Annotated in this window: 16 protein-coding genes; 14 read left to right on the forward strand and 2 right to left on the reverse strand. The window is 66.5% G+C overall.

Features of this window, described 5'->3' with window-relative positions; genetic code table 11:
- Positions 1-2: 2 nt before the first annotated feature.
- Both V3G39_06905 and V3G39_06910 read left to right on the forward strand, forming a co-directional pair.
- Entirely contained in the window at positions 3-1,592 is a 1,590-nt protein-coding gene (locus tag V3G39_06905) for a 3-hydroxybutyryl-CoA dehydrogenase (GenBank protein ID XAS77763.1), read from the forward strand.
- A gap of 4 nt (positions 1,593-1,596) precedes the next feature.
- A complete protein-coding gene (locus V3G39_06910) occupies positions 1,597-1,908 on the forward strand; it encodes a hypothetical protein (GenBank protein XAS77764.1) in 312 nt (103 codons plus the stop codon).
- Between the two features lie 52 nt (positions 1,909-1,960).
- Here the strand turns inward: V3G39_06910 and mce are convergent, their stop codons facing one another.
- On the reverse strand, positions 1,961-2,410 hold the full coding sequence (gene mce / locus V3G39_06915) for a methylmalonyl-CoA epimerase (protein ID XAS77765.1): 450 nt from the start codon (positions 2,408-2,410) through the stop codon (positions 1,961-1,963).
- Positions 2,411-2,433: 23 nt separating this feature from the next.
- Between mce and V3G39_06920 the strand changes: the two genes are divergently transcribed.
- From V3G39_06920 to V3G39_06930, 3 genes are read left to right on the forward strand one after another with little or no spacing between them, the layout of a single operon-like run.
- The gene (locus tag V3G39_06920) at positions 2,434-3,645 is read left to right on the forward strand and encodes an acetyl-CoA C-acetyltransferase (protein ID XAS77766.1); all 1,212 of its coding nucleotides are present in this window, start codon (positions 2,434-2,436) and stop codon (positions 3,643-3,645) included.
- Between the two features lie 13 nt (positions 3,646-3,658).
- Positions 3,659-4,618, forward strand: a complete 960-nt coding sequence (gene meaB, locus V3G39_06925) for a methylmalonyl Co-A mutase-associated GTPase MeaB (protein XAS78193.1) — start codon at positions 3,659-3,661, stop codon at positions 4,616-4,618.
- 50 nt (positions 4,619-4,668) lie between these two features.
- A complete protein-coding gene (locus V3G39_06930; GenBank protein XAS77767.1) occupies positions 4,669-5,301 on the forward strand; it encodes a DUF4232 domain-containing protein in 633 nt (210 codons plus the stop codon).
- 24 nt (positions 5,302-5,325) lie between these two features.
- Here V3G39_06930 and V3G39_06935 read toward each other — a convergent pair whose 3' ends face one another.
- Positions 5,326-6,117, reverse strand: a complete 792-nt coding sequence (locus V3G39_06935) for a DUF2127 domain-containing protein (GenBank protein ID XAS77768.1) — start codon at positions 6,115-6,117, stop codon at positions 5,326-5,328.
- Positions 6,118-6,199: 82 nt separating this feature from the next.
- Here V3G39_06935 and V3G39_06940 point away from each other — a divergent pair, with 82 nt between their 5' ends.
- The 9 genes from V3G39_06940 (at position 6,200) to V3G39_06980 (ending at position 13,615) form a co-directional block, all read left to right on the forward strand.
- Positions 6,200-7,921 carry a methylmalonyl-CoA mutase family protein gene (locus tag V3G39_06940; GenBank protein XAS77769.1) on the forward strand — a complete coding sequence of 574 codons (1,722 nt, stop codon included), beginning with the start codon at positions 6,200-6,202 and terminating at the stop codon, positions 7,919-7,921.
- 174 nt (positions 7,922-8,095) lie between these two features.
- Positions 8,096-9,106, forward strand: a complete 1,011-nt coding sequence (locus V3G39_06945; GenBank protein XAS77770.1) for a DUF2332 domain-containing protein — start codon at positions 8,096-8,098, stop codon at positions 9,104-9,106.
- 66 nt (positions 9,107-9,172) lie between these two features.
- Positions 9,173-10,135, forward strand: coding sequence for a tetratricopeptide repeat protein (locus V3G39_06950; protein ID XAS77771.1), 963 nt, complete (start codon positions 9,173-9,175; stop codon positions 10,133-10,135).
- Positions 10,136-10,149: 14 nt separating this feature from the next.
- Entirely contained in the window at positions 10,150-10,860 is a 711-nt protein-coding gene (locus V3G39_06955) for an alpha/beta hydrolase-fold protein (protein XAS77772.1), read from the forward strand.
- A gap of 105 nt (positions 10,861-10,965) precedes the next feature.
- Positions 10,966-11,310 (forward strand): PadR family transcriptional regulator, encoded by a 345-nt coding sequence (locus V3G39_06960; GenBank protein ID XAS77773.1) that lies wholly within the window; start codon positions 10,966-10,968, stop codon positions 11,308-11,310.
- The gene (locus V3G39_06965) at positions 11,307-11,639 is read left to right on the forward strand and encodes a hypothetical protein (protein ID XAS77774.1); all 333 of its coding nucleotides are present in this window, start codon (positions 11,307-11,309) and stop codon (positions 11,637-11,639) included. Before V3G39_06960 ends, V3G39_06965 begins: the two co-directional genes overlap by 4 nt.
- Positions 11,627-11,821, forward strand: a complete 195-nt coding sequence (locus V3G39_06970) for a hypothetical protein (protein XAS77775.1) — start codon at positions 11,627-11,629, stop codon at positions 11,819-11,821. Before V3G39_06965 ends, V3G39_06970 begins: the two co-directional genes overlap by 13 nt.
- A 28-nt stretch (positions 11,822-11,849) precedes the next feature.
- Positions 11,850-12,323 (forward strand): XdhC family protein, encoded by a 474-nt coding sequence (locus tag V3G39_06975; GenBank protein XAS77776.1) that lies wholly within the window; start codon positions 11,850-11,852, stop codon positions 12,321-12,323.
- A 134-nt stretch (positions 12,324-12,457) separates the two neighbouring features.
- Positions 12,458-13,615, forward strand: a complete 1,158-nt coding sequence (locus tag V3G39_06980; GenBank protein XAS77777.1) for a peptidoglycan-binding domain-containing protein — start codon at positions 12,458-12,460, stop codon at positions 13,613-13,615.
- The last annotated feature ends 37 nt before the right edge of the window (positions 13,616-13,652 follow it).

Raw genomic sequence — 13,652 nt, forward strand, 5'->3', positions numbered from 1 at the left:
GGATGACGGGCGAGATCGAAAAAGTAGGCGTTATCGGACTCGGCACGATGGGTGCCGGCATCGTGGAGGTGTTCGCGCGAGCCGGGCTCGATGTCGTGGGCGTCGACGGCACGCCCGAGTTGGCGCAGCGCGGACGCGGCTTTCTGGAGGCCTCCACCGGCAGAGCGGTGACCCGGGGGCGGCTGTCCGAGCAGGATCAGCGCCAGATTCTGGACCGGGTGACCTGGACCGACAGCTACGACGCGCTTGCCGAATGCGATCTGGTGATCGAGGCGGTGCCGGAGCGAATGGACCTCAAATCAGCCATCTTCGAGGCTCTGGATGGTGTGGTACGACCTGACGCGGTCCTCGCCACCAACACCTCCAGTCTGTCCCTGACCGCCATCGCGGCCCCGACGGCGCACCCCGAGCGGGTGATCGGCATGCACTTCTTCAACCCGGCGCCGGTGCTCAAACTCGTCGAGGTCATCACGACGGTGCTGAGCGACCAGGGCGTCGTCGCGCGGGTACACAGCCTGGCGCAGCGGCTCGGTAAGGAACCGGTCGTGGTGCGGGACCGGGCCGGGTTTGTGGCCAACGCCCTGCTGATCACCTACCTGGCACGCGCCATCGCCACCTACGAGACCGGTCACGTGAGCCGCGAAGACCTCGACGCGGCCGGCCGGATCGGTGTCGGATTTCCGATGGGGCCGCTCACCCTGTCGGATCTGATCGGGCTCGATGTCGTGAAGGAAGTCTGCGACGTCCTGTACGCCGCAACTCATGATCCGTCCGCCGCGCCGCCCGCCCTGCTGACCCAACTGGTGGCTGCAGGTCGGCTGGGCCGCAAGACCGGATCAGGCTTCTACAGCTATGAGCGACCGGGATCGGGTGTCGTCACAGACCTGCCCGAGCCTCTCGATGCGCAACCGGCGCAGAGCGTCGTGGTGATCGGGGATTCCGCCCGGGCCTCCGAATTGGCCGATCGCATCGGCGCCGGTGGGGCCTCATCGGTGGAGTGGGTCAGCACCTCGGGTGCGCGAGACTCGCTCGCCGGGCTGGAGGTGGTGATGCTCGCCGGCGACAGCAGCGCCGAGTGGATCCGCGATCTGGTCGCGACAATGCAACCCGGCGCGGTGCTCGCGATTGCCTCCCGTGGATCGGCGGGCACGGTGCCGGTCGTACCCGACGGAGTCACGATGGTCGCCGTCCGCACACACCCGGCAACACGTGGTGGTGAGCTGGCAGAGATCCTCAGTTCCCGCCGCGACGCGTCCGTGGTGACGCTGCGCGCGACGCTCACCGCCACCGGATTCACCGTGGTCAGTGGACGCCTGCGAGCGGGAGGCGTCGTCGATGCGTTGCTCTACCCGCACCTCAACGACGCGGTGCGGATGCTCGACTCGGGGTACGCCACCGCGGGTGATATCGACACCGCGATGATTGCCGGATGCGGATATCCCGAAGGGCTGCTCGCGATGGTCGACCGTCTCGGAGCAGCACAGGTGGCCGCCGTTCTGACCGCGATGCGTGACGAGAGCGGTGAGGCTGCGCTGACCCCCTCCGTCCTGCTGCGCGAGCACGCCGCCTCTGGCGCACCACTCCTCGGCTGACCCGGTGCCTCGCCGACCGCGTCCGCCGCGTCGCAAACCACCGGCCGACGGCGAATTCGACATCTCCCGGGTGCTGGAAACCGGAATGCGCCGCGAGCAGTATGCCGGCGGTGCATGGATGGTGCGACCGGTCCGGGGTAACGGCAACGGGCGGGTCTACACCTGTCCCGGGTGCAGTCAGCAGCTGTCAGCAGCGCTCGGGCACGTCGTCGTCTGGCCCGACGACGGGCTGGGCGACATCAGCGACCGGCGGCACTGGCACACCGGATGCTGGACCGCCCGGGACCGCCGTCGGCCCGGCGGATCGTGGCGGTAACGCGCTTTCTCAGAAGTTGTATGAACCAGCGCGCTCGATGGAGCGCGCTCGTTCAGACAACTTCAGCGGGTTGGACCAGCTCGACCAGCACGCCGCCCGCGTCCTTGGGGTGCACGAAGTTGACCCTGCTGTCCGCAGTTCCGCGGCGCGGCTCGTCGAACAGCAGACGCAGCCCGCGCTCGCGCAACGTCGCGCTGACGGCCTCGATGTCGCTCACCCGGTAGGCGACCTGTTGCAGACCCGGCCCGGAGCGATCGAGGAACTTCGCGATCGTCGATTCCGGGCCAGTGGGTGCCAGGAGCTGGATCTGCGCCCCCGAGTCGCTGCCCTCGGCGCCTGCGCGCAGCATGGCTTCATCGACGCCCTGCTCATCGTTGGTCTCCCGGTGCACGACCTGCATACCAAAAGTCGCCCGGTAGAAGTCGATGGCAGCGTCCAGATCGGGCACGGCGATGCCCACGTGGTCGACAGCGGTGAACAGATGGGTCGGCAGGCTCGGCATAGCCGCAAGGCTAAGGTGAATTTATGGGTAATGACGTAGATACCGACCGCACCCCCGTCCTCGTTGCCGGCGCTCGGACGCCGATGGGCAAGCTGATGGGCGGGCTCAAAGACCTCTCCGGCGCAGACCTGGGCGGCTTCGCCATCAAGGGCGCGCTGCAGAAGGCGGGCATCAGCCCAGACCAGGTCGATTACGTGATCATGGGCCAGGTGCTCACTGCGGGCGCCGGTCAGATTCCGGCCCGTCAGGCCGCGGCCAAGGGTGGCATCCCGATGAATGTGCCCGCCCTCACCATCAACAAGGTCTGCCTCTCAGGAATCGATGCCATTGCGCTTGCGGCGCAGCTGATCCGGGCGGGCGAGTTCGACGTCGTCGTGGCCGGTGGCCAGGAATCGATGTCGCAGGCACCGCATCTGCTGCCCGGCAGCCGCGCGGGATTCAAGTACGGCGACGTGACGATGCGTGACCACATGGCATACGACGGTCTGTGGGATGCCTTCACCGACCAGGCGATGGGCGGCCTGACCGAAGACGCCAATACCGCCGATCAGGAATTCAGCCGCCAGGAGCAGGACGCCTTCGGTGCCCGCAGCCACCAGCGCGCGGCACTCGCCTGGAAGAACGGTCTCTTCGACGACGAGGTCGTCAGCGTGATGATCCCGCAGCGCAAGGGCGATCCGATCGAGTACCGCAACGACGAGGGCATCCGCCCCGACACGACCACCGAATCGCTGGGGAAGCTTCGCCCGGCATTCCGCAAGGACGGCACAATCACCGCCGGTTCGGCATCCCCGATCTCCGACGGAGCCTGTGCGGTGGTCGTGATGAGCGCCGCGAAGGCGGCCGAACTGGGCGTCACCCCGCTCGCCGAGATCGGTGCGCACGCCGTGGTCGCTGGACCCGACTCCAGTCTGCAGTCCCAGCCCGCGAACGCCATCGCAAAGGCCTGCGCCAAGGCGGGCCTGGATCCCACCGACCTGGACCTCGTCGAGATCAACGAGGCGTTCGCAGCAGTTGGGCTCGCCTCCACCAAACAGCTCGGGCTCGATCCCGAAAAGGTCAATGTCAACGGCGGCGCCATCGCGATGGGCCACCCGATCGGGATGTCGGGCGCGCGCATCACGTTGCACCTGGCCCTGGAGTTGGCACGGCGCGGCGGTGGTACCGGTGTCGCGGCGCTGTGCGGCGGCGGCGGGCAGGGCGACGCGTTGATCGTGCGCGTGCCGAAGGTCTGAGGGGCCGTTGTCGATGCGGTCCCGCACGGTTGACGTACCGGCCCTGGTCGAGGCGGCGCGCGAGGGTTCGCCGCGGGCGGTCGCCCGGCTGATCACGCTCGTGGAGAACGCCGACCCGAGGCTGCGCGAGGTCATGGCTGCTCTGGCGCCGCATACCGGCAACGCGTGGATCATCGGGCTGACCGGTAGCCCGGGGGTCGGCAAATCCACGACCACCAACACCTTGGTCGCAGCGTTCCGCGAGCGGGGCAAGCGGGTCGGTGTGCTGGCAGTCGACCCCAGTTCGCCATTCTCCGGCGGCGCCCTGCTCGGCGACCGGATTCGACTGCTCGATCACGCGCTCGACCCGCAGGTCTACACCCGCTCGATGGCCAGTCGGGGCCACTTGGGCGGGCTGTCCTTCGCTGCGCCGCAAGCTCTTCGGGTTCTGGACGCGGCGGGGTGCGACGTAATTTTCCTGGAGACCGTAGGTGTCGGGCAGAGCGAGGTCGAGGTCGCTGCGCTCGCCGATACGACAGTCGTGCTGCTGGCGCCGGGAATGGGTGACGGTATTCAGGCCGCGAAGGCCGGCATCCTGGAGATCGGCGATGTCTTCGTGGTCAACAAGGCCGACCGGGACGGCGCGAATATCACCGTCCGGGATCTGCACGGGATGATCAGCCTCGGCGATCGCACGCAACCCGGACTCTGGCGCCCGCCGGTGGAGAAACTGGTCGCCGAGCGCGGCGAAGGCCGCGATGAGGTGATGGCTGCCCTGGACAAGCACCATGACTGGTTGATCGAGCATGACGAGCTGCGTTCACGGCGGGTCACCCGCGCCGAGGGCGAGATCGCCGCAATTGCCGTGCGGACGCTGCGGGCCAGGATGTCGGACCCGCACCGCGGTGAGAACCTGGCCGACCTCGCGGAACAGGTCGTCGACGGCCGGACCGATCCGTACGCTGCAGCCGATGAGTTGGTGCAGGCGCTGTGAGCTTTCGACATCGGAGTTCCTGGATACCACCCGCGATCGGGGCTGTTGCGGTGCTCACCGGATGCAGCTCAGGAAGTGGATCGGGCACCTCTGCAACAGCGACAGCGACGACCACGTCGACGGCTACGAGCACCGCGCCGTCACGTCCCGCGGCCAGTTCCTCGCAGCAACCCAGCAGCAGCACCAGTTCCGCAGCGACAAAGTCATCGTCGACGAGTTCCCCACCGCTGAGCTTGTCACCTGCGGTCGAGCAGAGTGGGCGTTGCACGACGAGCGCCCTGCGGGCATCGATTGTGGGCAGCAGTGCCGCAGCCGGGTCGAACTATTACCGGATAGCCCTGCGGAACAGCAGTTCTGCCACCTGCACGTTGAATGGGTATCCGGGCGTCAGCCTCGTGGCGGGCAGCTCCGGGCGGCAGGTCGGTGCGGCGGCCGCGCGCGACACTGCGCAGACACCGATCGGCGTACGAGTCAGTGCCGGAAAGAGCGCCACGTTCGAGTTGCGTGTTGCCGTTGCGCAGAACTATCCCGCCGACCGGTGTCAGCCGGTGCCCACCCGTGGACTGCGCATCTATCCTCCGGGCAATAAGCGGGCGTTGTACCTGCCGGTCCCCGGTGTCACCGGGTGCGCTAAAGCTTCGGTCAACCTGTTGAGCGTGCAGGCCATCGGTACCGCCCGCTGAGGACCGATGGAACTGGCTGATTCCTCAGGCCTGTGCAGCCGACTCTTCGATCTCGAGCAGCGACGTACTTTCCCGCTCCTGCTCGAAGGCCACCCGACCGCCACGCACTCCGAACAGGTGCTTGGTCCAGATCAACCACGCAACTGCGCCGAGGTTGATCAAGAACGTCGCGACTTTCAGCGCGCTGACCTTGTCGGCAAGTTCGTAGATCTCCAGCGGTAGGAAGATCGACGTCCCGATGACCGAGACGTATTCTCCCCACCGCTTCATGATCCACAAGCCGTAGCCTTCGACCAGTTCGAGGAGGCCGTAGGCCAGGACTCCTGCCGCGAGCAGCACCAGCGTGGTGTGGCCGACGTTCAGCGCATGTTGCAGCAGACGGGTGGGCGCCGCGTCCACGAAGTCGATCCCTGTCCTGTTCGACAGGTCGCGAACCGCCGGCAGGTCACGGTCCACGACTTGTTGCACGGTTTGGCGAGCCCCGACGAAGCGCCACACGGCATACGCCGCGGCGACCAGGAACAGCCCGCGGACCAGTCGCTCGATGGCCAATAGTCTGATGACGAACTCATCGCGTAGGGCTTTGCCCCGAGGTGGCACCGGCGCGTCGCCGGCTGGGCCGGACCCCGCCGCTGGACCGAGCGCATAGTCACCGCAGCGTAGGCATCGCCATGCGGTGCCCTGCGCGGTGTCCACTCGGAGCCGGTCGGCAAGTTCGCTCTCATCAGGCTGGTAGGTGAGGTGGCCGTGCCGGCCGCAGGATCGCAGCTCCCAGCGCCGTTCCATGTCCGCACGCCGAGCGCTCTTGTCCTTCACGCTGCGCAGCGTAGAGCGGCAGCCTGAATCCACCTGACCCAGCAGCAACGCAGGGGTGACCCGTACACGTAACCTGGATCACATGACAAACAACCGCGAGTCGAGCCAGGGTTACCACCGCTGGCAGGACCGCTTCGCCGCCGCCCAGACCCAGGGCAAGGTACGCGACGCGGATTTCACCACGTTGTCGGGAACACCGGTCGATCCCGTCTACGGACCTGCCTCTGGTGACGCACCCGAGGCGATCGGCTGGCCGGGGGAGTACCCGTTCACCCGTGGCCTCTACGCCACCGGGTATCGCGGTCGCCCCTGGACAATCCGACAGTTCGCCGGTTTCGGTAACGCCGTGCAGACGAACGAGCGTTACAAGATGATTCTGAAGCGTGGCGGTGGCGGGCTCTCCGTTGCGTTCGACATGCCGACCCTGATGGGCCGCGACTCCGACGACGGCCTGAGCTTGGGCGAGGTCGGGCACTGCGGGGTCGCCATCGACTCCGCTGCGGACATGGAGACCTTGTTCGCCGACATTCCGCTCGGTGAGGTCACGACGTCGATGACGATCAGTGGGCCTGCGGTACCGGCCTTCTGTATGTATCTGGTGGCGGCCGAGCGTCAGGGAGTCGACATCACCACCCTGAACGGCACCTTGCAGACCGACATCTTCAAGGAGTACATCGCTCAGAAGGAGTGGCTCTTCGGTCCCGAGCCGCATCTGCGGCTGATCGGCGACCTCATGGAGTACTGCAGCGCGAAGATCCCGGCATACAAACCACTTTCGGTGTCCGGCTACCACATCCGGGAGGCCGGATCGACGGCCGCTCAGGAGCTGGCCTACACCTTGGCCGATGGCTTCGGCTACGTCGAACTCGGATTGTCGCGTGGCTTGGACGTGGATGTATTTGCGCCCGGCTTGTCGTTCTTCTTCGACAGCCACATCGACTTCTTCGAGGAGATTGCGAAGTTCCGGGCCGCCCGCCGGATCTGGGCGCGATGGCTGCGCGATGTGTACGGCGCGAAGACCGAGAAGGCACAGTGGTTGCGTTTCCACACTCAGACCGCGGGCGTGTCGCTGACGGCTCAGCAACCGACGAACAACGTGGTTCGTACCGCGGTAGAGGCGCTCGCTGCGGTGCTGGGTGGCACCAACTCGCTGCACACCAACGCCCTCGACGAGACTCTGGCGCTGCCCTCGGACCAATCGGCTGAAGTGGCTCTGCGCACCCAACAGGTGCTGATGGAGGAGACCGGTGTCGTCAACGTGGCCGATCCATTGGGTGGGTCCTATTACGTCGAGGCGCTGACCGACCGGTTGGAGGCCGAGGCGGAGGCCATTTTCGAGAAGATCCGGTCGATGGGTGTGCAGGGCAAGGACCAGCAGCCGGACGGCGCCGTTGCTCATGAGATCGGGCCGATCACCTCGGGTCTGCTGCGCGGTATCGAGGACGGTTGGTTCATGGCCGAAATTGCCGAGGCGGCTTTCACCTACCAGATAGCGCTGGAGAAGGGCGAGAAGAAGGTCGTCGGAGTGAACTGCCACACCGAATCCCTCGCTACCGACCTGGAGATCATGCGTGTCTCACACGAGGTGGAGGTCGAGCAGGTGCGGGCGCTCGCCGAGCGCAAGGCTGGCCGGGACGGGCCGCGGGTGCGCGAGGCCCTCGAAGTGATGACCGCCGCCGCGCTGGGCACCGAGAACCTGATCGAACCGATGCTGGCCGCTGCCCGAGCCGAGGCCACGATGGGCGAGATCTGCGATGCGCTACGTGATGTGTGGGGCACCTACCGGGAGCCGGCCCGCTTCTGACCGGTGCTCAGGCAGGCGAGCCCGGTTCGTCTGCCGGCGGGTCATCGGAAGTCTTCTCGGCGATCGGGTGCCGGGGTCGACGGTAAAACCAGGTTCTCAACAGCAGATCGCAGCGGCGGACCGGGTCTGCTGAGAACATCGCGGGTCGCGAATGTCCGGGTGTAGAAAACTGTGATGGACGAAGACGGCGAGCGGTCCGCGGTGCATGGCGGTATGGGCGGGCTGGACCCAACGGTCGATACGGCGCAGAACTACCTCCGGTTTGCTGAACGGGAGGCTGCCGGTCGGTCGCCGGCCTATGAGTCGCTCGCGAGGGCCGTCGCCGGCGACGAGGTCGTTCTCCGCTTCCTCGCGTCGTTGCCCACAGACAAACGGCAACCCAACCTGCTCTTCGCTGCTGCTCGCTACCTGCTGAGTGATGTGCCGATCGCCGACAGCCTGCGCAACCTCGTGCTCGAGGATGGTGATCCGTTGCGTGACGTCATGCTGCAGCGCCGCACGCAGACGAACGAGGCTGCCCGGTGCGCGACGTTGTTACCCGCGCTGGCGCGGCTGCCGCAACCGTTGGCACTGATAGAAGTCGGTGCGTCGGCGGGTCTGGCGCTACTGCCGGACCGGTACTCCTACGACTACGACGGACATCGCATCAGCGGGCTCGATCCTGTCGCCCCGACTCTTCGGTGCAGCATCGAAGGCCCGGTGCCCGTGCCGACGGCGGTGCCTACCGTCAGCTGGCGTCGCGGTCTGGACCTGAATCCGTTGGACCTCGCCAGCGACGTGGACATGCAGTGGTTGGAGTGTCTCGTCTGGCCGGGTCAGCAGGACCGCGCCGATCGGCTGCGCGCCGCTGTGGCTGCAGCTCGTCGCGATCCACCGATCGTGCAGCGTGGGGATCTCGTTGACGATCTCGCCGAACTCGTCGCAGAAGTACCCCGCGAGGCCGGGACCGTCGTCGTATTCCATTCCGCGGTCCTCGCCTACGTCGATGCCGGCAAGCGAGCTGCGTTCGCCCGCGTCGTCGACCAGCTCGGCGTGCACTGGCTTTCCCACGAGGCGCCCGCAATACTGCCGCTGACCGCCGGTGATGACGGTCGAGGTTTCCGGCTGGTGGAGAACGGAAGCGAGGTACTCGCTCATACCGACCCGCACGGCGGCTGGATCCGCTGGGTAGCAGGCGATGCGTGAGCCGCCCCTCCTCGCGGTGTAGCCGCCCACGTTGGACCATTGCCACAGACACGACAGAATGGGCCTATGAGCGATCAGCCCTTCACCCCAGCCTCATTGCGCGGAGCCATCGATTTGTCCGGGCTGGCCAAGAAGCCCGCCCGACCTGCCTCCCGCCCCAGTGCTACCGGTGGACCGGGTCAGCAACAGGCCGGTACGCCAGGGCCCGATCCCCTGGTCAGCGAGGTCGATGACGTCACATTCGGTGATGCTGTCGAGCAGTCGATGAATGTGCCGGTGATCTTCGCGCTCTACTCCGGCGCACGTCCGGCGAGCCGTGAGCACACCGATCTGCTGGCCACCATCGTGCGTGAGTACGCCGGACGTCTGGTACTGGCGATCGCCGATATCGACGTTGCAATGCAGATCCGTCAGGCACTCCAGGTCCAGCAGGTACCGATGGTGCTGGCGCTGGTCAAGGGTCAGCCGTTGCCGCTCTACTCCGGAGATCAGCCGCAGGATGCGGTACGCGACGTCTTCGACAAGGTGCTGGAGGCTGCCGCTGCCAACGGCATCACCGGGCGCGTCGACGTCGGTGAGGTGGCCGCGCCTACCGATCAGGCTGCGGAGCCCGAGATCTCCCCGCTGCACGAGCTTGCCTTCACTGCCATCGAGGCGGGTGACTTCGACGGGGCGGTCATCGCGTACGAGCAGGCGCTGGCCGCGAACCCGGCCGATGAGGAAGCAGCCCTCGGCCTGGGCCAGGTGCGGTTGCTGCAGCGCACCGACGGGGTGGATCTCAATGCCGCGCGCGCCGAGGCTGCCCAGGCACCGGCCGACGTCGCGAAGCAGACCGTCGTGGCGGATCTGGACATTCTCGGCGGCCATGTCGAGGACGCTTTTGTCCGCCTTGTGGACCTCGTGAAAGCAACAACGGGCGACGAGCGCAATGCGGCCCGTCAGCACCTGCTCAGCCTCTTCGACGTGGTGGGCGCTGCCGACCCTCGGGTCAAGAAAGCGCGGACGGCGCTGATGTCGGCGCTCTACTGAGTTCGACCGACCTGGTGTCGAACCCGCACGAGTGGTTGCGCGCGCCACGGGAACTGCCGAGTGCCTTCAGGCAACCGTCGCACGTGACCGTATGCAGTCCGCCGACCTTGTCGGACACGGAGCCGGCACCGTTGCTCTGGGTGCATGACGGTCCCGCGTACGACGCGCAGGCGGGGTTGCTGGAGTGGCTCGCCACTCGCGACCTACCGCCGATGCGGGTCGTGTTGGCCGACGTACGCCGCCGCACCCAGTGGTATTCGGCGTCGCCGCGTTATCTGCGTACCTTCACGACGGGTTTGAGCGCGATACAGGAGTCATACCCGGTGCGCCGGCCGGTGATCGTCATGGGCGCAAGTCTCGGCGGACTCACCTCGGTGCTGGCGGGCTTGTCCGATGACCGGGTCGGCGCGGTGTTCGCCCAGTCGGGGTCGTTCTTCACCCCAGAGACAGATGCGCAGGAGTCCAACTTCGCCTACTTCGACCGCATCGCGGCAGCCGTGGCCGATGTCACCGGGACCGGCCTTCGCGCGGCACCGTTGCGCGTGGAGCTGACCTGCGGGTCCAGTGAGGAGAACCTCCACAACAACCGCCTGATGGCGCAGACGCTCGACGGTGTCGGGGTCGAGGCGGTACTGACCGAGGTAGCAGGTGGGCACGACTATTCGTCGTGGCGCACTGCATTCGACCCTACGTTGACGGCACTTCTGCGCGACGTCTGGAGCTGAGCCAGCGAGCTACCCACCCATCGGCTGACGCGGTGCGTGACCTTCGGCACGGTGTGTCTGGTGATCTATGTTGCGTCACTGACTAGTTATCGATAGTGTCTAGTGATGACGTCCGATGAGTTGCCTACTGAATGGCTCCGAGCGGTACTGCCGCTCGCGGTGCTGTCGACGGTGGCGGACGGTGAGACCTACGGCTACCTGGTGGCGCAGCACCTGAAGTCGGCAGGACTGGGAACCGTGAAGGGCGGCACGCTCTACCCCGTTTTGAACCGACTGGAGGCAGACGGACTACTGGTCTCGTCGTGGCGTGCAGGGGTGGGCGGTCCGGGCCGGAAATTCTTCGAGATCACACCACTCGGCGCGCGGACGTTGCACCGTCGAACAGTCGCCTGGCACGAATTCACCGAGCAGGCAGCCAGTCTGCTCCCCGAGGTAAGGAGCAGGCGATGACCGCATACAGAGCTGACAGCGCGATGGCCGACTACCGTCAATCGCTGATCCTCGCGCTTCGGATGAGAGACGTGGATGGGGACCGCATCGGCGAGATCGTGGCGCAGGTGGAGAGCCATGTCGCTGATACCGGTGAAGATCCGGGCGAAGCGTTCGGTCCGCCGCGTGAGTACGCGGATCTGATCACCGCGGATCGACCCCGTAATCCTCGGTGGCCGATCATCATTCTTGCGCTGTTCGGCGCGGTAGCCGGGTGGCTCGTGGCGCAAGGTGCGCTTGCCCAACTGCTGGGGGAGACATCTTTCGGACGACCTGGATGGTGTCGCTGATCATCGGACTGCTGGTGGGCGCACCCACTGCACTGGTGGTGCAGCGCCGATCGACGCGCGTGCGTGACCCGCGCACCGGCGCCGACATGGTTCCGGCCTCGGGGTGGGAGCTGGCCACGCTGATCGGCCTACCGGTGGCGGTCATCCTCATCGCCTGGGGAGCCATCGAACTTGCCACCTGACCAGACCCGGGGGCATACGGTGACGGGTATGGACACGTTGTTGGTCGTAGGAGACGGACCGGTACGCGACAAGCTGGTGGCGATCGCGCAGCTACTCGGGTGGGAGGTGCACGCGACAGCTACTGCCGAGGAGGCGCTGGCTCGCGTGGCGCAGGCAGACGCGGTCGTCGTCACGAGTCACGATGTCGAGGTTGCCGGCGCAGTACTCGCCGCCGCGCTGGCCGCCGATATCTCCTATATCGGCCAGATGGGTTCCAGGCCCGGTCAGGACAAGCGTCGGCAGTGGCTGCTGGAGCACGATGTGTCCCAGGCGGCGCAGGACGCCATCCACGGGCCGGCCGGGCTCGATATCGCCGCCGACACCCCTGCTGAGATCGCCGTGTCGATCCTGGCCGAAGTGGTGTGTGTCCTACGCGATGGCAAGGCGATCTCGTTGCGCGACCGACCGGGCCCGATACACCCGGAGCTCACATCTGGGGAAGCCTTCTGCCCGGAGGGCTGACCTCGCCGGCGCTCCCAGGGTGGTTTCGCCGTCGGGGTGCGGACATGCCGGGCACCGTCCTCGAGCAAATAAGGAAATGCTCTATGCTCCCGATGCCTCCAGCACGCCGCCTGCGAAAGTGATCTCGCGAAACCATGCCTGTATCTGTTGTCCGTCGTCTGATCAGCGGGGTCACGATCCTCGGTGCGGGGGCGCTCGCCTGTGTCTGCGCGCCGGGCTCCACCGCCGCTACACCGCCGCAATCCACCACCGCCGGCGCGGCCCACAGCCGTCACGAAACACTTGCCGCCCGGGCGTTGAGCTCGCCGAACCACTACGCGACTTCTTTCTCAACGGTCGCCGATGGGGCACCGTGGCAAGACGTTCGTGCGCTGCAGTACCTGCTGCTCTCGGCGGGGTTGAAGACCAACTGGGAGAGCACGTTCGGGGCGTCGACCGCCGCTGCGGTGTCGGCCTACCAGAGCAAGATGCACCTACCGGTCACCGGTGTCGGCGACGACGCCACGCTGTCGAAACTGACCCCGACCACTGGTGATGGCGCCAATACGTACCGGTCATTCGCCATCCAGACACTGCTGGAAAAGCACGGCTACTGGTTCGGCGGCACCGCTCCGGCGATGAGCACCACATACAACGCGATCACCACGTCCTACGTGCGTTCCTTCCAGGTGGGTCACGGCATCAATCCGGTCGACTGGACGGGCATCACCACCTGGCGCACGTTGTTCGCCGCTAAGACCTCTGGAGCGCTCTACCCACTGCTGCAGCGCGGCACCGGCGCGGCACAGTGGTCCAACTGCGGTCCGGCATCGGCAGTCGCGCTGATGATCGAGATGGCCAGAGTCGCTCCGACCGGCTGGCAGTGGAACATCGCGACCCGCGCCGTCGCGATCAACGACTTCCGGTACGGCGCCATGGGCGTGGGAGACACTGCAGCCCGCAATGGCGAAGGCACCGAGTTCGCGGACTTCGAGAAGGCATTCGCTTCTTACGGGCTGAGCGCCTGGCACGGTGGAATCGACGACACGCTGGTCGATGCGCGAGCCGGAAAGCCGTCCATCGCTGGTGGCGACGCCTCGAAGTTGCCGTGGGCAGATGTGCGCGGCCCGGTGTCGCACTGGGTGGCGGTCCTTGGTTTCAACGGCACCTACTACCTCGTCATGGATCCACTCAGCAGGACGAACGCCGACTACATCCACCGGATGACCGAGGGCCAGTTGCGCGACTACGCCGCCACCAACCCCGGACACGCGAGCAGTACCGCAGCGAGCAATTCGATCCTGCTGAGGTGACCCACTCGGGGCCGCGACCGTAAGCTCGCGATGAGCA

The organism is Dermatophilaceae bacterium Sec6.4, assembly GCA_039636865.1.
Lineage (GTDB): Bacteria > Actinomycetota > Actinomycetes > Actinomycetales > Dermatophilaceae > Allobranchiibius.